The following is a 16,584-nucleotide window of genomic DNA, read 5'->3' on the forward strand; positions in this document are numbered from 1 at the left end:
CGAGATCAGCAAGCGCTTCGACAACGCCGTCGCCGGCGGCAACGGCCTCCTGCTCAGCTGAGCGCGACGCACTGAAGGCACCGGAAACGGGGTCTGGCCCACGCGGCCGGGCCCCGTTTCGCTTTTCGGGGAGTGCGGTCGCCCGGGTGGGGGAAATCGCTGCGGCACAGGTCGGGAACTGCCCGTCCGCCCGCGCCCGTCCGCCCGAAAACCTGGCCGCGCCGCCTGGATCCGGGGTGGATGGCGCACAGCCGCCGAATGCGCACGCCGATTTGTCGTTCGCGAAAGGGCACCCGATTCAGCGAGATTCGGCGGCATTCGGTGGGTTCTTTCCCCGAACGGAAAAAGCGCCTGGACAGAGACCGGCCGGCCCGGCACCCTGGTAGCGCGACCATGCCGGGGGCAGGGGGAGCCACATGGCGTTGCGCGTTCATTTCACCGACGACGATTTCGGCCGGACGAGGCGGCGCACCGGCCCCGATCCGCTGTGGGAACTGGTGCTGAGCCTCACGGCGCTGCAGAGCCGTCGCCCGGCGGGCGGGCCGCGGGTCTGGTCCGCGCGGGTCCGCAAGCAGCTTCGCCGGGAGGGCTTGTTTCCGCGGCCGCGTCCCGCGCTGGAGTTCCGCAACCGGGCGGTGAATGCGCTGCCGTCCGGCCCGGGACTGCTGAGAACGGCGGAGCGGAGGCGCGAGATCGGTCCGGTCGCAGGGGACGGCGTGGTGCGCGTGGAGAAAACCAGGCTGCGCGCCGGTCCTCGGACGTTCTCCGTGCACGGGGCCACTCGCGAGCTGCTCGAATCGGCGTTCACCGCGGCGCGAGAGGCCCCGATCCGGCCGCCCGCCGTCGACCGGCAGAGCGCGCCGATGCGCTGGGAGAGGCCGGAATTGTCCGGCGCACCTCCCGCGGACCGCAGTGTCTACTTCGGAGGGTTGCTCGTGATCCCGGCCTCTTTCCGGCTCGTGGAACCGGCGACCGGGCCGGAGCCGCCGGTGGTACTGGACCGGGCCGCGGAACGTGCGCTCGAAGCCGCCCCGGACCCGTTGCCGGACCTGCTCGGCCCGACCCGGGCCCGCGCGCTCCACGCCCTGGCGGTCCCGCGGTCCACCGCCGAACTGGCCGGGGAGATCGGCGTGACCCCGGTCGCGGCGAGCAAGCACGCGGTCGTCCTGCGTCGCGCGGGACTGGTCGAGACCCAGCAGGACGGGAGTACCGTCCGGCATGCGGTGACGGCTGTCGGACAGGCGTTGCTGAGTGCGTCCTTCGGGTGACAAGGAATGATTGTGCGGGCGGGAAGAATTCCACGTACTAGCGGAGTAGCGCGGCAATTGACGACATGCCCGGAATCCGGTGTGTCCCTTCCGTTCGGAATGGAACACGGTGCCGTGGAAGCGAATCGGCCCTGGCCACCAGGTGGCCTCGGGGTGGCGTTACCCACGAATGAGTGAAAAGAACGGGTGAAATCGGCCGGCCGGGTCGGTGCCGAGTGCCCGCCGCGGGCGCTTTTCCGCGCGACTTGGGCACATTTGTCGGCAACCCCTGCCGCGGCCCTGGTTTTCCGGGCATTCTCGGAGCATGGCTTCTGGTGGTTTCCGCGCGTCCGCGGCGCGCGGGCGCGTGTTCCTCGTGCCGGTGCTGGCCGCGGCGGTCGCGGTCTCGGCGCTGGCCGGGGTCTGGCTGGGGCTGTGGATCCACCGGCAGGGCTCGGCGGCGATCGACCGCGCGCCCGGGAGGTCTGTCGTCGCCGCTGTCCAGCCGGGATCGGGCGCGCTGCGCGGAACCGAGGGTGCCGCGATCCCCGATCCGCGGCGCGTGCGGTGGACCGCCCCGGACGGCGGCGTCGAGGAAGCGACCATCCCGCTGCGCTCCGACCCGGCGGCGCGCAGCCGGACCCGCATCCGCGTGGACGCGCGGGGCCAGCTCCGGTCGTCCTCCCCGGACCGCCTCGACGTGCTGTCGGTGTCGGTGATCACGACGGTCGCCTGGGAACTGGTCACCGCGATCGCGGGATTCGCGCTGTACCGCCGTTTCACGCGGGGCGCACCGCTGCCTGAGGGGCGCGCGGGTTCGCTGCGGTGAGGTCGCGCTTGCGGCGATTGGCGGGTGGGCCTGACCGCGAGGCGGCCGTGGTGAATTGCCGGGTGCGACGTTGTCTTCCGCGGCGAGGCGGCGGGGATGGGCATCGCGGTGGTCAGCGGCGCGGGGCCTGGTCGCGCGGGCGGTGTGCCTGTGGCTGCGGTGAGTCGGCGGGCGCACGGGGCGAGGCTCGCGGTTGCCGGGCCTGGCCGCGCGGATTGCGAGGAGAGCCTCGCATTTGCGGTGACTGGCGGTGCGGAGCCCGGTCGCGGGCGGCGTGCCGCAGTCGCGGTGAGTCGGTGGACGGGGCGGGGCGGCGGGGGTGTGTCTCGCGCTCGCGGTGGTCAGCGGCGCGGGGCCTGGTCGCGCGGGCGGTGTGCCTGTGGCTGCGGTGAGTCGGCGGGCGCACGGGGCGAGGCTCGCGGTTGCCGGGCCTGGCCGCGCGGATTGCGAGGAGAGCCTCGCATTTGCGATAAGGGCCGGTCGCGCGGGCGGCGTGCCTGAAGCTGCGGTGAATCGGCGGGCGCGCGGGGCGCGGGCAACCTCGCGCTTGCGGCAGTCAGAAGTGCGAGGGCTTGCCCGCCGGAGCGATGTGGCGGCGGCCGAGGCGAACCGCCGGGCGAAGCGCGGGACTTCCTGGGCTAGCCATGAGCGATCAAGCGGGGCGGAGCCCGGTCATGCGAGTGCCCCGGCCGAAGCACGCCACCCGGCCCCGGCCAAGCGCGGCCTCAACGCCAGTGACAGCGGTAAAACCAGACGATCGCGAGCGGAACGGCCGTCGTGAGCACCGCGCCGACCGCGATCGGCGGGGCGGAACCCATGCCGAATCCGACCACCAGGGTGACCAGCCCGACGAGGAACACGCTGAGCACCCCGAGGGTGGCCGCGGCGAAGGTGATCACCGGGGTCGGACGGAACTTCTCGAATTTGCGGGCCAGGCGCGGGTTTTCCTGGGCGAGGCGGCGTTCGATCTCGTCCAGCTGGTGTTGTTCGTGGTCGCGCAGCGCCATGGTCCGCTCCGCCCGTCGACCTTGCCGGGAGTTCTCCGCTGATTCTGCCACGAAACGCGGCCGGAATCCGGGGCCGATTCCGATTCGGCGCCCCGGGCGGGGGAGCGGGCGGCCCGCCGCCTGGCAGCGGGCCGCCCGGTCCGGGTCAGTCGCGGCGGCGGCCGCCCACGATGAGCCGGTAGCCGGTCAGGATGACCAGCGCGCCCAGCACCGCGAGACCCCACGTGCGCAGGTCGAAGAACGTCCCGAGCTGGGTGTGGAACAGCGTTTTGCCGATCCACCCGCCCACGAACGCGCCTCCGATCCCGAGCAGGATGGTGATGATGCAGCCGCCCGGGTCCTTGCCCGGCATGAGGGCCTTCGCGATCAATCCGGCGATCAGGCCCAGCACGATCCAGCTGACAACGCCCACGTCGGTCCTCTCCTCGGTACGGCGGCGGCCCGCTGCGGGCCGCCCCTGGCCGGACCAGGATGGCATGGTCCGACCGGGTGGCGCGCGCCAGATGCGGGGCTACTTTCCGTAGTACCGCCCGGAGTCAGCGGCGCAGGGCGGTTTCAGTGTCCATATGCGACAGTTTCGCCGGATTGCGCACCGCGTACAGGCCGGTGATCTTGCCCTCGTCGACGCGCAGGGTGAGGACGGTGTCGACCTCGCCTTCGAGTTCCAGCACCAGCGCCGGGTGCCCATTGACCACCGCCGGGCGCAGCGGCGCGGGGAGCCGGGTGCTTCCGGCGGCCAGCAGCCGCGCGACCTTGTCCGCGCCGACGACCGGCCGCGGCACCGCCTGCTTCACGCCGCCGCCGTCGCCGAGGAAGACGACGTCCGGGGCGAGCAGGTCGAGCAGTCCCTGCAGGTCGCCGGTCTCGACGGCCTTCTGGAACGCGTCGAGCGCGCCGCGGGTTTCGGCGGGCGTGACGTCGCCGCGCGGACGGCGGGCGGAGACGTGCGACCGCGCCCGGTGCCCGATCTGGCGCACCGCGGCCGGGGTTTTGCCGACGGCTTCGGCGATTTCGTCGTAGGGCAGGTCGAAAACCTCGCGCAGCACGAACACCGCGCGCTCGGTCGGCCGCAGCGTTTCGAGCACCAGGAGCATCGCCATCGAGACGCTGTCGGCGAGTTCCGCGTCCTCGGCCACGTCCGGCGCGGTGAGCAGCGGCTCGGGCAGCCAGGTGCCGACGTAGGACTCCTTGCGCCGGTCGAGCGCGCGCAGCCGGGTCAGCGCCTGGCGCGTGGTGATCCGGACGAGGTAGGCGCGGTGCTCGCGGATCTGGGCGAGGTCGACTCCGGCCCACTTCAGCCAGGTTTCCTGCAGCACGTCCTCGGCGTCGGCGGCCGAGCCGAGCATCTCGTAGGCCACGGTGAACAGCAGGTTCCGGTGGGCGAGGAAGGTCTCGGTGGCGAGGTCCGGGCTCGCTTCGCCGGGCGCTGGCATGGGTGGCTCCTTCGCGTTCTGGGGTCGATCGCCCATAGGACGCCGGCCGCCGGGAGTTTGTGACAGCCCCGCCGGGGAGACTCCTCGCACGGACTCCCCGCGGGATGCGAGGGTAGCCGGAAAGGACCTCGGCGGAGAGGAGTTCGCGACGATGGCGGAGCGGGGACCGGACTGGCTGCGGCGGACCTGGGACAAGGCTGCGCCGCGATACGACCGCGACATCGCCTGGCTCGAACGGGCCCTGCTCGCCGACGGCCGCCAATGGGTGTGCGGGCAGGCGGAGGGGGATGTGCTGGAGGTCGCCGTCGGGACCGGCCGGAATCTGCCGTGGTACCCGCCGGACGTGCGCTTGACCGGGATCGACCTCAGCCCCTCGATGCTGGACCTGGCCCGCCGCCGGGCCGCCGAGACCGGCCGCGAGGCGACGCTGACCGAGGCCGACGCGCAGTCCCTTCCGTTCCCGGACCGCACGTTCGACACGGTCGTCTGCACGCTGGGCCTGTGCGGCGTCCCGGACGAACGCGGCGCGATCGCCGAGATGCACCGGGTGCTGCGGCCGGGCGGGCGGTTGCTGCTGCTGGACCACGTCGGCAGCCACCGCCGGTTCGTGCTCGCCGCGCAGCGGCTGCTGGAGAAGCTGACCGTGTGGCAGCTGGGGGACTACCTGACCCGCCGTCCGCTTCCGTTGCTCGCCTCGGCCGGGTTCGAGGTGGAGCGGGCGGAGCGGAGCAAGGCCGGCATCGTCGAGCGGTTGGCCGCACGGAAGTTCGCCTGATCCTGTACAGTCGTATTGTACGTTCGTATGGGAGGGTGCGATGAAGGGGAAACAGGTCCTGGTCGGCGTGCTGATGGTGGTCGCCGGTGCAGTGCTGTACTTCGTGTTCCGCGACGTCGAGACGCCGGTGGTCGGGCTGCGGCAGGTCGGCGTGGTCGTGGGGGTGCTCGGGGTGCTGGAACTCGTCGCGGTCGCATGGCAGGCGCGCACGGGGGCGTCCCGGGAGTGAATCGAGCCACCCACCTGCTCGACGCGGTGCTGAATGTCTTGGCGGAGCACGGAATTGGCGCGCTGAGTGTCCGGACGGTCGCTGCGGCGGCAGGGGTTTCCCCGGCTCAAGTGCAGTACTACTACCGGACGAAGAACGACCTCGTGCGCGCCGGTTTCGAGTACGCGGGCGAGCAATTCCTGGCCGAAATCGAAGCGGCGCAACCGAAATCGATCGCCGGATTCGTCGAACTGTGGCTGCCGCTGGACGAAGCTCGCGCTCGACGGGCTCGGGTGTGGCTCGCGTACGCGGCGGCAGCCGTGGTGGATCCGGTGCTGCGGAAGGAAAACGCGAACCTCGATCGCGAGCTGCGGCAGTGGTGTGTCGAAGCCGGGTTGTCCGAGGACCTGGCGGCGCAGGTGCTCGCGATGATCGACGGCGTGACGCTGCAGTGCCTGTCGTTGCCGATGGCGGACCGGCAGGCGCTGGCGGACCGGACGATCGGCGCGTTCCTGGCTGCGCTACCTGGCCAGATGTAACACGTGCTACATTCAACGCCGTGGCAGAGGACAAGTGGCTCGTGCTGGTCGTGCGGGTGCCGTCCGCGCCGTCGCGGCATCGGGTCGCCGTCTGGCGCGAGCTGCGCCGGGTCGGTGCGTTGTCGCTCGGGCAGGGCGCCTGGGCGGTGCCGGACGTGCCCGGGTTCGCCGGCGGGGTCGCCCGCGTCGCGGAGCTGGCCGAACGCGGCGAGGGCGAGGTCATCGCGCTCGACGCCGCCGAACGCGGCGGTTCGCGCCTGGTCGAGCTGTTCACCGCCGAGCGGGAAGAGGAGTGGACGGAGTTCGTCGCCGACTGCGGGAAGTTCGACGCCGAGATCGCCAAGGAAATCCGGATCGGCAAGTTCACCATGGCCGAACTGGAGGAGGAAGAGCAGAGCCTCGAGCGGTTGCGGCGCTGGCATCGGGAGCTGAAGGCCCGGGACGTGTTCGGCGCGCCCTCGGCGGCGGAGGCCGAGCAGCGGCTGAAGCAGTGCGCGGAGCGGCTGGCAGACTACACCGAGCGGGTTTTCCAAGCCCTGCACCAGATGTGAGGGCGGTGCCGGTGTTGTCTCGTGTCGCGGGTTTCGCCGCGGAGGTAAGGGCGGCGGAGGCGACAGCGGTGCGGGTGGTGTGTCGTGTCGCGGGCTTCGCGGCGGGGGCGGCGCCGGTGTTGTGTCGAGTCGCGGGTATCGCCGCGGAGGCAAGGGTTTCCGATGCGTTCCGCTGAGCTGCGTCCGCTGTACGCTGCCGGGTTCGTCACCGCGTTCGGGGCGCACAGCATCGCCGCCAGTCTCGGTGCGTACACCCACGGCGATTCCTTGCTGACGCTGGGATTGCTGCTCGCGGTCTACGACGGGGCCGAGGTCGTGCTCAAGCCGGTGTTCGGTTCGCTGGCCGACCGGATCGGGCCGCGGCCGGTGCTGCTCGGCGGGTTGCTGGCGTTCGCGGTCGCGTCGGCGGCGTTCGTCGTGGCGGGAAACCCGGCGGCGGTCGGGTTGGCGCGGTTCGGGCAGGGTGCGGCCGCGGCGGCCTTCTCGCCCGCGGCGGGGGCGTTGGTCGCGCGGTTGTCGCCGGCGAAACGGCAGGGCCGGGCGTTCGGCGGCTACGGCGCGTGGAAGAGCGTCGGGTACACAGCCGGCCCGTTGCTCGGCGGCGTGCTGATCACGCTGGGCGGGTTTTCCTTGCTGTTCGGCACGCTTGCGGTGCTGGCCTTCGTGGTCGCCGCGTGGGCGGCGTTGGCGGTGCCCGCGCCGGAGCCCTTGCCGCGGCAGCGCCAGACCGTTCTCGATCTGGCCCGCCGGCTCGTCGAGCCCGGGTTCGTGCGGCCGACCGCGGTGCTGGCCGGGACGACCGGCGCGCTCGCGGTCGGGATCGGGTTCCTGCCGGTGCTCGGGGCGGCGAGCGGGCTGAGCACGGTGGCGACCGGCGCGGTGGTGTCGGTGCTGGCGTTGTGTTCCGCGCTGGTGCAGCCGTGGGCCGGACGGCTGCGGGACGCCGGGCGGATCCCCGACGGATGGGGGATGGCCGGCGGGCTGCTGCTGACCGCGGCGGGATTGGCATTGGGCGCGGTGGTGCCGGGGGTCGTGGGCGTGGTGGTCGCGGCGGTGGCGATCGGCGCCGGAGTCGGGGTGGCGACGCCGATCGGGTTCGCGCATCTGGCGGCTTCCGCGCCGAAGGAACGGCTCGGGCAGACGATGGGGGCGGCCGAGGTCGGCCGGGAACTGGGCGACGCTGGCGGTCCGCTGCTGGTCGGCGCGCTCGCGTCGGCGGCGACGCTGGGTGCGGGGTTCGGCGGGCTGGCGGTGGTGCTGGTGGCGGTCGGACTGCTCGTGGCTGGCTTCCGGAAGCCGTGAGGGGAATAAAAGCGCAGGGTTCCCCGCACGGACGGTCAGGCAGTCGCGATGGCCGGGTCGCTGGTGGACGCTCGGCCGGTTTCCGCGTGGCCCGCGAAGCGACGGATGTACTGGCTGTCGTGGTCGGCTTTCACCGTGATGTCGTACCAGCCATGCGCCACGCCCCACTTCGGCACCGTGCGGGAAGCGCCCGGGGCGAGCAAGTAGCGGTAAGCCTTGTCCGGCGCGTATGCGTCAACGGCGGTGAAGGTGACCGTCCGGCTGGTCGGGTTCGTGAACGTCACGGTCACGTGGCCGGCGTCGTGCCGCGCGGTGACCTCCGGACCCAGCCCGCCGATCGTCCCGGCCTGTTCGCGGAGCCAGCCGTTCGGGCCGAAAACCGAGTACTGGTAACGATCTCCCGCGCCGCTGGGCAGCTGCCAGCTGTCGGTGACCGACTTGTGGCCCTCCACGGTGTAGGGCCACGGGCCGTCGGACCGCATCCGGGACGTCACGTGGAATCCGGCTCCGGCGTCGCCGAAGTTGGCGAAGGTGAAATGCATCCGGCCGCCGCGGGCTTCGGTGTCGGCTGCGAGGTCGTACGGCAGCGGGCGTGCTTTGCGGGTGCCGCGTTCCTGTTTGGGCAGCGAGCCGTTCGACGGGGGAACCGGATGGTAGGTCGGCGGGGTGTGGTGGTCGGCGGGCGGCCGGTACTCGTCGGTACTGGGCAGGGAAGGGATGCCGTGGTGCGCCCCGGTGAAGTCGAATGCCGAGGTGAGGTCTCCGCACACCGCGCGGCGCCACGGCGAGATGTTCGGGTTGTGCACGCCGAACCGCTTTTCCACGAACTGGATCAGCGAGGTGTGGTCGAACGTCTGCGAACAGACCCAGCCGCCGGTGCTCCACGGCGAGACGGCCAGCAGCGGCACGCGCGGGCCGAGTCCGTAAGGCATTCCGGTGGTGTACGACGCGGCCGCGCCGCCTTCGTACCATTCCCCGGCGACGCTCGCCGTCGATTTGCCCCACTTCGCGTCGCGCGGCGGATACGGCGGCACGACGTGGTCGAAGAAACCGTCGTTCTCGTCGTAAGTGATGAGCAGGACGGTTTTGCTCCACACTTCCGGATCGGCCGTGAGCGCGTCCAGCACGCCGGAGACATACCAGGCGCCGTAATTGGCCGGCCAGGCCGGATGTTCGCAGTACGCCTCCGGGGCGACGATCCAGGAAACCTGCGGCAGCCGGTTCGCCTTGACGTCCGCGGCGAGGTGGTCGAAGAAGCCGTCGCCGGCGGTGGCGCGGGTGCCGGTGCGCGCCTTGTCGTAGAGCGGCGTGCCCGGGGCCGATTTCTGGTACTGGGTCAGGTAAAGGAGCGAGTTGTCGCCGTAGTTGCCGATATACGGGTCTTTCGTCCAGCCCCAGCCGTGGTCCTTGTCGAGACCGTCGCCGACGTCCTGGTAGATTTTCCACGAAACCCCGGCCTTTTCCAGGATTTCCGGGAAACTGGTCCAGCCGTAGCCGGATTCTTCGTTGCCCAGCACCGGCCCGTTCCCGGAACCGTCGTTTCCGGTCCAGCCGGTGTACAGGTAGTACCGGTTCGGGTCGGTCGAGGACAGCATCGAGCAATGGTAGGCGTCGCACACGGTGAACGCGTCGGCGAGCGCGTAGTGGAACGGGATGTCCTTGCGCGTCAGATACGCCATCGTGGTGCGGGTTTTCGCCGGGATCCACCTGTCCCACCGGCCGGTGTTCCACGCGGCGTGCGTGCCGTTCCAGTCGTGGTTGAGGTCCTCGATGAAGGTCAGGCCCAGATTGTCCTCGGCGGGCCGGAACGGCAGCGTCTCGGCGCCGCCGGAGTCGGCCTGGTGCCACGCGGGTTTCCCGCTCGGCAGCGAAACCGGGCGCGGGTCGCCGAAGCCGCGGACGCCGTTGAGGGTGCCGAAATAATGGTCGAACGACCGGTTTTCCTGCATCAGCACAACGACGTGCTCGACGTCCGCGATGGTGCCGGTGCGCACGGCGGCGGGCACCGACGCCGCCCGTGCGATGCTCGCGGGCAGGGCGGTGCCGGCCGCGGTGGCCGCGGCCAGGTGCATGAATCTGCGACGGCTGACCGAGGACATCGGTGTCTCCTGGAAAAGTCGGGGACAGTGCGCGGACGCGTTCGGGAATTTCCCACCGGGAAAGCCGGATGAATCATCGACGGATGATCGGCGCGCTGTCAACCGCCGGCCCGGATGGCGCCCGTTCGTACTGCGTCACAGCCGGTTCGCTGCCTGTTTCACCGTTTTGATCACCGGTGCCGTTTCCACGTGGGTGACCGCGGGGAGCGCGGCGACGCTGGTGGTGAGGTAGCGGTAGAGCTCTTGGTGGCTGGCGCACACCACGGTCGCGTACAGGTTGGTCGGGCCGGTGGTCGCGGCGGCGTAGGCGACCTCCGGGTGCGCGGCCAGCGCGAGGCCGGTTTCTTCCATCGCCGCCGGCGCGACCGAAAGCCACAGCAGAGTCCGGATTCCCTTGCCGTACAACCGCCAGTCGAGGTCGAGGTCGAAGTACAGCACGTCCCGTTCGCGCAGTTCCGCCATGCGGCGGCGGACGGTGGTCGGGGACCAGCCGGTCGCGGCGGCGAGCTGTTCGAACCCGGCGCGGCCGTCCTCGGCGAGCGCGGCGAGGAGCTTGCGGTCGCCGTCGTCGAGCGTCGCCGGTCCAGGTCGGAGGGGAAGCGGCGGCGGGCGCAGCCGGGCCACGGCGGCCTCGTCCAGCGTGCCGATTTTGGCGACCACGCTGTCGGAGCCGCCGTAGAAGGCGTGCAGCACCGAATGTGCGGTGACGCCTTCGACCCGTGGCGTGCGGGGGAGTTTGGCCAGCAGCAACGCTTCGCTGTCCGCGGCGTTTTCGAGGCGGACGGTGCAGGTGATCTCGGTGCCGCCGGACGTCAGGCTCACCCAAGCGGTGTCCGGCCGCCGCGCGAGCGCCTCGGCGACCGCTCCCGCGGCGGCAGGCGCGCACCGGATCCGCAGGAACCATTGCACCGCACCCAAAGCGGCCTCGTTGACCGCGCCGATGACCCGGACCGCTCCAGTCGACCGGAGCCGGGCGTAGCGGCGGGCGGCGGTGCGATCCGACACGCCGAGCGCTTCGGTGATCGCGCTGAACGAAGCCCGGGGGTCGATTTGCAGGGCGTGCACGAGCTGGCGGTCGAGATGATCGTAGTCGGAATCCACCTTCCCGAGGGTACAGCTGTCGGAATCCGCCGAAGTCGAGTCGCTTTCTGGTTCGCGACCACTGCCGGACGGAGAGTCGGTTCCGAACTTGCCGACCCAGGAGGGGGAGATCATGACTGCAGAGGTGCTCGTCGTCGGTGCCGGTCCGACCGGGATGACGACGGCGAACGAACTCCGGCTCGCCGGAGTGTCCTGCGTGCTGGCGGACCGGCTGCCGCGGGCCAGCGAACTGTCCAAGGCCGGCGGGCTGCAGTCCCGCACGCAGGAGGCGCTCGATCAGCGCGGGCTGCTCGAACCGTTGCTGGCCACCGGCGATTATCCGGTCACCACCGCGCATTTCGCGGGCACTCCGCTGCCGCTGGTCCGCGGCCGGCACCGGTTCCCGTGGCGGTCGCTGCCCCAGGTGATGCTCGAAGGGTTCCTGGAGAAACACCTTGCCGCCCAAGGAGTCCACGTCCGCCGGAACCACGAACTGGTCGGGCTGGAACAGGACGAGGACGGCGTCACCGGGAACTTCGCCGACGGCACCGCGATCCGGGCACAGTACCTGGTTGCCGCCGACGGCGGGCGGAGCACGGTCCGGAAGCTGCTGGGCGCGGAGTTCTCCGGCCGTCCCGGGACGGCGACCACGGTGGCCGCCGATGTCCGGTTGAGCGCCGAGGTCCCGATGCACACCATCACGCCGGAGGGCTACCGCGCGCAGGTGTTCCCGCTCGGCGTCGACGCCGAAGGGCGGCCGCTGCGCCGTCTCGTGCTCGGCGGGCCTGGCTGGTCGCTGGAACGGGAGGTCCCGGTCACCGAGGACGAGATCCGCGCCGGGCTGAAGACGGTCTTCGGCGACCGCGTCGAACTGATCGAACTCCGTTACGCGCGCCGGATCACGAACGCCGCGTTGCAAGCCGCGCAGTACCGGCACGGCCGGGTATTCCTCGCCGGCGACGCCGCGCACGTGCACCTTCCCCTTGGCGCGCAAGGCATGAACGCCGGCATCCAGGACGCGATGAACCTCGGCTGGAAGCTCGCTGCCGCGGTGCGCGGCACCGCGCCCGAGGGGCTGCTCGACAGCTATCACGCGGAACGGCATCCCGTCGGCGCGGCGGTGCTGCGCAATGTCCAAGCGCAGTCGCTGCTTCTCGACGACGGCCCTGATTCGGCCGCGGCGCGATCGTTGTTCGCCGAACTGGTGCGCTTGCCCGAAGTCCAGTACTTGCTGGACGACATGCTGTCCGGCATGGGTTTCCGCTACGCCATGCCCGGCAGCGAGGGCCATCCGCTGGTAGGGCTGCCCGCGCGCGATCTCGGTTCGCGGCTGCGGGCCGGACGCGGTGTTCTCGTGGATCCCGAACGGCGCTTCGGACCTCTCGCCGCGCGGTGGGCGGACCGGATCGACCGCGTTGAGACAGGTGCCGAGGCGATGCTCGTCCGTCCGGACGGATACGTCGCGTGGGCCGGCGCTCCGGACGGGCTGGAGCCAGCGATTCGCCAGTGGTTCGGCGCGCCGGTGGGCTAGCGTGGCCGTTGTGCAGACCTGGCTGACCGATACCCGCACTTCGTACGACACCGTCGCCGCCAGCTACGCCGACCGATTGCGCGATTCGATCGCCGAAAGCCCGTCTCTGCGGATGACCTTGGGGTTGTTCGCCTCGCTGGTGCGCGAACCCGGCCCGGTCGCCGATGTCGGCTGCGGCACCGGGCACGTCACCGCGCACCTGAACGGCCTTGGCCTGGACGCGTTCGGCCTCGATCTCTCGCCGGGCATGATCGAGGTGGCGCGGCGCGACCACCCGGGGACGCGGTTCGCGGTCGGCTCGATGACCGCGCTCCCGCTGCCCGACGCTTCGGTGGCCGGGCTGCTGTCCTGGTGGTCGCTGATCCACGTCCCGGACGAGGAGGTGCCGACCGCGCTCGGCCAGTTCCATCGCGTGCTGCGGCCGGGAGCGCCGGTCGCGATCGGGTTTCACGTCGGCGACGTGGCCCGGGTGAAAACGCGGGGCTACGGCGGGCATCCGATGCGGGTGCACGTCCACCGCCGCCGTCCCGCGCAGGTGTCGGAGTGGTTGCGCGAGGCGGGATTCACCGTCGAGGCGGAGTGGGTGGAGAGGCTGGACAGCGAGGTGCCGCAAGCGGTGGTCTACGCCCGCCGCCCGGCCGGACCGGTCAGCTGAAGTCCAGCTTCGCCAGCCGCGGCAGCACCACGTCCCGCCAGCCCGGGCCCATCCGCTCGCACGCGCCGGCCTGGCGTTTGTCGTCGAGGTCGAAGCCGGAGTGGTTCAGCAGGAGCCGGGTACCCTGGCCCTCGGCGACGAGCGTCCAGGTGAGGGTCCAGTCGCCGTTGAAGGTGTAGACGAACTTCGACGGCGGCTCGGATTCGACGACACGGCACGGGATCGAGCCGAATCCGGGCATTTCCAGGCGGAACTCGTGTCCGACGTCCGGGCCGATGTCGCCGGGCGCCCACCACTTCGCGTGCAGTTCGGGATCGGTGAGCGCGCGCCAGACCTTTTCCGGCGCGGCGGCGATGAACTGGTCGACCGAGACACTGCCGGTCCGGGCGTACGTCACGGGGTTTCCTCCTCGTTTTCCAGCAGGTCGGCCATGCTGCGCAGGCGGCCGCGCCAGAACCGCTCGAACGGGTGCAGCCATTCGCCGACCTGCTCCAGCGGGTCGCCGCACAGATGGTAAAAGCGTTGCCGCCCCACGGGTTCGTCGCGGACCAGCGCGGCGTCCCGCAGCACCTTGAGATGCTCGGCGACCGCCGGGCGGCTCAGCTCGAACCGCGCCGCGAGGTCGCCCGCCGTGCACGGGCCGTCCGCCAGGATCTCGAGCAGCCGCCGCCGGACGGGACTGGCGAGAGCGAGGAAGACGTCGTCGGGCATGACGCTACGTTACGTCGGAAGTTTCCGACATGTCAACCGGCCCGGTCTTCGTGAGCGGCGATGCCGGTTTTTCTCGGAGCAGCCGCTCCCGGCACGCAACCGCCCGGTGCCGAATTCGGCCAGCGGTCAGGAAAACCGTCAGCTGACCGTCAGGACCGCGCTCCGCAGGGCGCGCACGGCATCGGCGCGCGCCCCGGTCAGTTCGGGGGAGTCGGTCGCGTGCGGGGCACGCAAGGGGACGTTGCGCGGCATTCGCGCGAAATGGTCGGACACCACCTCGAGCACGGCGGGACCCCAGGGGCCGCCCAGTACGACGAGTTCCGGATCGGACACGGTGACCAAGGCCAGGAGCACGCCGCAGATCGCTTCGGCGAGCGTGTCGAGGACGTCGTCGGACGCGAGCGCGGTGCGGAGGGCGGCCACGTCGATCGTGGTCGAGTCCGGTTGGCGTACCCCGAGCTCAGCGAAGACGTCGATGAACGCCATTGCCCGGCCGCCTGGGCCACGGGTGAGGACGTGCGCGATTTCCCCGGCGAAACCGGCGTGTCCCCGCCGCACCTCGCCGTCGGAGACGACCGCGCAGCCGAGTCCTTCGCCGAGGAAGAGGTAGGCGAAATCGTCGGCGGCCTGTTCGGTGCGGGCGGCCCAGTTCACGTCATTGTCCACTGTGACCGGTCCCGCGACGTGCGGAGCCAGCACGTCGGCGGGGGAGAGTTCCCCGAGCAGGAACGGGGAATCGGGCAGGTGGACCAGTTTCCCGGTAGCCCGGTCGACCGGATCGGCGGCGCTCACGACCGCGAGCCGGAGCGGTCCCGCGTCCGCCGCGGCCCGGGCGGCGGCCTTGCGCAGCGCCTGCGCGACTTTCCGCGGACGCACCGGGCGGCCGAGGTCTTCGACGTGCCGGGCGCGCACCTCGCCGAAGACGTCGACGGCTTCGGCGACCGCGCCGTCGTGGCCGATGCTCACCACCAGCGCCGTGCCGAGGTTGTCGGCCAGTGCGTAATACGTGCCGACGCGGCCGCGGCCGGTGGTGCGTCTGCCGGTGTCGCGCAGCAGGCCGGCCTCGGCGAGCCGGGCCACGCTGTCGCCGACCGCGGGCTTGGAAATGCCGGTGCGGGCGGCGATTTGCGCGCGCGTCAGCTGCCGTTCGGCCAGCAGCGCCCGCAGCACGTGCTCGTCGGTCAGCGACCGGAGCAGGTCGAGGGAGGGCTTGGCCGGGGTCACCGGCGCGAGTCTAGCCGATTTAGTCAGGAGTGTTGCCTGAATCGGCTACGGCGCCTTACCGTCGATTCAGTAAGGAGCCCTTCCTGAAGGAGCGAACGCCATGGACCTGCCCGCGTTGCCGCACTGGGAGACCACGCCGGAGGACCTGCCGGCCGCGATCCGGGAGACCAAAGCCGCGCTGCGCGCGCGGATCGCGGCGTCCGGGCGCACCGTGGAAGAGGTGTTCGCGGTCGTCGAGGCCCGGGTCGCCGCCGCGGTCGAGGAGATCGAGTCGGCGAAAGCGCGCGGCGAGGAGATCTGGCCGGAGCTGGACTACGCCGACCTCGAGGCGGGCCGGGTCTCCGAAGAAGACCTCGCCCGGCTCCGCAAGCACGGCTGCCTGGTCGTGCGCGGGCACTTCCCGCACGAGCAAGCGCTGGCTTGGGACCAGGGGATCGTCGACTACGTCGAGGGCAACCGGTTCTTCGAGCACTACCGCGGCCCTGGCGACGATTTCTTCGGCGCCGTCGGTTCGCGGCCGGAGATCTATCCGATCTACTGGTCGCCGCCGCAGATGGAAGCGCGGCAGAGCGACCGGATGGCGCGCGTGCAGGCGTTCTTGAACGCACAGTGGAAGTCCGAATCGGACGGCGTCCGGTGGTTCGACCCCGGCCGGGATTCGCTGTACCCGGACCGGATCCGCCGCCGTCCGCCGGGCGCCGATTCCGGCGGCCTCGGCGCTCATCTCGACCCCGGCACGCTCGACCTCTGGATGACCGAGGCGTACCAGCGGGCGTTCCGGCATCTGTTCGACGGCACCGTCGAGTCTTACGACCCGTGGGACGCCGCGCACCGTACCGCCGGGCCGCAGTTCGAGGGCTCGACGATGTGCTCGGTGTTCCGCACTTTCCAGGGCTGGACCGCGCTGTCGGACATGCGGCACGACCAGGGCGTGCTGCACACGGTGCCGATTCCGGAGGCGATGGGCTACCTGATGCTGCGGCCGCTGCTGTCCGACGTGCCGGAGGACGACATGTGCGGGGTGACGGTGAACCAGGTGTTCCCGGCCAGCGAGAAATGGCACTCGTTGCTGCTGCGGGCTTCCAGCGGCATTCCGGACGTGCGGGCCGGGGATTCCGTGTGGTGGCACTGCGATCTCGTCCACAGCGTCGCGCCGGTGCGGGACCAGCAGGGCTGGGGCAACGTCATGTACATCCCGGCCGCGCCGTGGTGCCCGCGCAACGAGGCGTACGCCGGAGCGGTGCGGGAAGCGTTCGAATCCGGCTCCAGTCCGTCCGACTTCCCGCCCGAGCATTACGAGCGGTCCTGGCCGGACCGGTTCGCCCCCGAGCGATTGAACGCGACCGGACGGCGCGGGCTCGGCATCGGATGACTGCGGTCCGCGCAGCGGCGG

Annotated in this window: 18 protein-coding genes; 10 read left to right on the forward strand and 8 right to left on the reverse strand. The window is 71.3% G+C overall.

Going from position 1 to position 16,584, the window contains the following annotated elements:
• Positions 1 to 416: 416 nt before the first annotated feature.
• Positions 417 to 1,268 (forward strand): winged helix-turn-helix domain-containing protein, encoded by an 852-nt coding sequence (locus L942_RS45580; RefSeq protein WP_037366285.1) that lies wholly within the window; start codon positions 417 to 419, stop codon positions 1,266 to 1,268.
• A 304-nt stretch (positions 1,269 to 1,572) separates the two neighbouring features.
• Positions 1,573 to 2,076 carry a hypothetical protein gene (locus L942_RS28310; RefSeq protein WP_200862946.1) on the forward strand — a complete coding sequence of 168 codons (504 nt, stop codon included), beginning with the start codon at positions 1,573 to 1,575 and terminating at the stop codon, positions 2,074 to 2,076.
• A gap of 725 nt (positions 2,077 to 2,801) precedes the next feature.
• Here L942_RS28310 and L942_RS28315 read toward each other — a convergent pair.
• The 3 genes from L942_RS28315 to L942_RS28325 form a co-directional block, all read right to left on the reverse strand.
• Complete coding sequence (locus tag L942_RS28315; RefSeq protein ID WP_037366286.1) at positions 2,802 to 3,083, reverse strand: DUF3040 domain-containing protein; 282 nt, start codon at positions 3,081 to 3,083, stop codon at positions 2,802 to 2,804.
• 145 nt (positions 3,084 to 3,228) lie between these two features.
• Complete coding sequence (locus L942_RS28320) at positions 3,229 to 3,495, reverse strand: GlsB/YeaQ/YmgE family stress response membrane protein (RefSeq protein ID WP_009077073.1); 267 nt, start codon at positions 3,493 to 3,495, stop codon at positions 3,229 to 3,231.
• Between the two features lie 124 nt (positions 3,496 to 3,619).
• Positions 3,620 to 4,516 carry an RNA polymerase sigma-70 factor gene (locus L942_RS28325; RefSeq protein WP_037366294.1) on the reverse strand — a complete coding sequence of 299 codons (897 nt, stop codon included), beginning with the start codon at positions 4,514 to 4,516 and terminating at the stop codon, positions 3,620 to 3,622.
• A gap of 151 nt (positions 4,517 to 4,667) precedes the next feature.
• Here L942_RS28325 and L942_RS28330 point away from each other — a divergent pair, with 151 nt between their 5' ends.
• From L942_RS28330 to L942_RS28350, 5 genes are all read left to right on the forward strand, one after another.
• Positions 4,668 to 5,291, forward strand: a complete 624-nt coding sequence (locus L942_RS28330) for a class I SAM-dependent methyltransferase (protein WP_037366296.1) — start codon at positions 4,668 to 4,670, stop codon at positions 5,289 to 5,291.
• 40 nt (positions 5,292 to 5,331) lie between these two features.
• Entirely contained in the window at positions 5,332 to 5,520 is a 189-nt protein-coding gene (locus L942_RS44495; protein WP_037366298.1) for a hypothetical protein, read from the forward strand.
• Complete coding sequence (locus L942_RS28340) at positions 5,517 to 6,038, forward strand: TetR/AcrR family transcriptional regulator (RefSeq protein WP_158684550.1); 522 nt, start codon at positions 5,517 to 5,519, stop codon at positions 6,036 to 6,038. Before L942_RS44495 ends, L942_RS28340 begins: the two co-directional genes overlap by 4 nt.
• A gap of 20 nt (positions 6,039 to 6,058) precedes the next feature.
• Positions 6,059 to 6,589: a Chromate resistance protein ChrB gene (locus tag L942_RS28345; RefSeq protein ID WP_037366301.1), complete on the forward strand. Its 531-nt coding sequence runs from the start codon at positions 6,059 to 6,061 to the stop codon at positions 6,587 to 6,589.
• A 162-nt stretch (positions 6,590 to 6,751) separates the two neighbouring features.
• The gene (locus L942_RS28350) at positions 6,752 to 7,891 is read left to right on the forward strand and encodes an MFS transporter (RefSeq protein ID WP_037366303.1); all 1,140 of its coding nucleotides are present in this window, start codon (positions 6,752 to 6,754) and stop codon (positions 7,889 to 7,891) included.
• 35 nt (positions 7,892 to 7,926) lie between these two features.
• Here L942_RS28350 and L942_RS28355 read toward each other — a convergent pair whose 3' ends face one another.
• A complete protein-coding gene (locus tag L942_RS28355; protein WP_037366305.1) occupies positions 7,927 to 9,990 on the reverse strand; it encodes a phosphocholine-specific phospholipase C in 2,064 nt (687 codons plus the stop codon).
• Between the two features lie 135 nt (positions 9,991 to 10,125).
• Entirely contained in the window at positions 10,126 to 11,091 is a 966-nt protein-coding gene (locus tag L942_RS28360; RefSeq protein ID WP_037366398.1) for an Lrp/AsnC family transcriptional regulator, read from the reverse strand.
• A gap of 112 nt (positions 11,092 to 11,203) precedes the next feature.
• Here L942_RS28360 and L942_RS28365 point away from each other — a divergent pair, with 112 nt between their 5' ends.
• Both L942_RS28365 and L942_RS28370 read left to right on the forward strand, forming a co-directional pair.
• The gene (locus L942_RS28365) at positions 11,204 to 12,601 is read left to right on the forward strand and encodes an FAD-dependent monooxygenase (protein WP_037366308.1); all 1,398 of its coding nucleotides are present in this window, start codon (positions 11,204 to 11,206) and stop codon (positions 12,599 to 12,601) included.
• Between the two features lies 1 nt (position 12,602).
• The gene (locus L942_RS28370) at positions 12,603 to 13,256 is read left to right on the forward strand and encodes a class I SAM-dependent methyltransferase (protein ID WP_051166310.1); all 654 of its coding nucleotides are present in this window, start codon (positions 12,603 to 12,605) and stop codon (positions 13,254 to 13,256) included.
• Here L942_RS28370 and L942_RS28375 read toward each other — a convergent pair.
• The 3 genes from L942_RS28375 to L942_RS28385 form a co-directional block, all read right to left on the reverse strand.
• The gene (locus L942_RS28375; RefSeq protein WP_037366310.1) at positions 13,249 to 13,653 is read right to left on the reverse strand and encodes an SRPBCC family protein; all 405 of its coding nucleotides are present in this window, start codon (positions 13,651 to 13,653) and stop codon (positions 13,249 to 13,251) included. The two genes, L942_RS28370 and L942_RS28375, sit on opposite strands and share 8 nt — an antisense overlap.
• Positions 13,650 to 13,967, reverse strand: a complete 318-nt coding sequence (locus tag L942_RS28380) for an ArsR/SmtB family transcription factor (RefSeq protein WP_037366313.1) — start codon at positions 13,965 to 13,967, stop codon at positions 13,650 to 13,652. The genes L942_RS28375 and L942_RS28380 overlap by 4 nt, the downstream gene beginning before the upstream one ends.
• Positions 13,968 to 14,105: 138 nt before the next feature.
• Positions 14,106 to 15,191 carry an ROK family transcriptional regulator gene (locus L942_RS28385; RefSeq protein ID WP_037366315.1) on the reverse strand — a complete coding sequence of 362 codons (1,086 nt, stop codon included), beginning with the start codon at positions 15,189 to 15,191 and terminating at the stop codon, positions 14,106 to 14,108.
• A gap of 100 nt (positions 15,192 to 15,291) precedes the next feature.
• On the opposite strand from L942_RS28385, the gene L942_RS28390 reads away from it, so the two are divergent.
• Positions 15,292 to 16,563 carry a YbiU family protein gene (locus tag L942_RS28390; protein ID WP_037366318.1) on the forward strand — a complete coding sequence of 424 codons (1,272 nt, stop codon included), beginning with the start codon at positions 15,292 to 15,294 and terminating at the stop codon, positions 16,561 to 16,563.
• The last annotated feature ends 21 nt before the right edge of the window (positions 16,564 to 16,584 follow it).

Origin of the sequence: Amycolatopsis orientalis DSM 43388 (assembly GCF_000411975.1) — a bacterium.
Lineage (GTDB): Bacteria > Actinomycetota > Actinomycetes > Mycobacteriales > Pseudonocardiaceae > Amycolatopsis > Amycolatopsis orientalis_D.

Excerpts from the sequence above, each read along its gene's own strand:
- L942_RS45580 (WP_037366285.1), top strand. The coding sequence starts at position 417 with ATGGCGTTGCGCGTTCATTTCACCGACGACGATTTCGGCCGGACGAGG.
- L942_RS28390 (WP_037366318.1), top strand. The coding sequence starts at position 15,292 with ATGGACCTGCCCGCGTTGCCGCACTGGGAGACCACGCCGGAGGACCTG.
- L942_RS44495 (WP_037366298.1), top strand. The coding sequence starts at position 5,332 with ATGAAGGGGAAACAGGTCCTGGTCGGCGTGCTGATGGTGGTCGCCGGT.
- L942_RS28380 (WP_037366313.1), bottom strand. The coding sequence starts at position 13,967 with ATGCCCGACGACGTCTTCCTCGCTCTCGCCAGTCCCGTCCGGCGGCGG.
- L942_RS28330 (WP_037366296.1), top strand. The coding sequence starts at position 4,668 with ATGGCGGAGCGGGGACCGGACTGGCTGCGGCGGACCTGGGACAAGGCT.
- L942_RS28355 (WP_037366305.1), bottom strand. The coding sequence starts at position 9,990 with ATGTCCTCGGTCAGCCGTCGCAGATTCATGCACCTGGCCGCGGCCACC.
- L942_RS28325 (WP_037366294.1), bottom strand. The coding sequence starts at position 4,516 with ATGCCAGCGCCCGGCGAAGCGAGCCCGGACCTCGCCACCGAGACCTTC.
- L942_RS28315 (WP_037366286.1), bottom strand. The coding sequence starts at position 3,083 with ATGGCGCTGCGCGACCACGAACAACACCAGCTGGACGAGATCGAACGC.
- L942_RS28365 (WP_037366308.1), top strand. The coding sequence starts at position 11,204 with ATGACTGCAGAGGTGCTCGTCGTCGGTGCCGGTCCGACCGGGATGACG.
- L942_RS28350 (WP_037366303.1), top strand. The coding sequence starts at position 6,752 with ATGCGTTCCGCTGAGCTGCGTCCGCTGTACGCTGCCGGGTTCGTCACC.
- L942_RS28310 (WP_200862946.1), top strand. The coding sequence starts at position 1,573 with ATGGCTTCTGGTGGTTTCCGCGCGTCCGCGGCGCGCGGGCGCGTGTTC.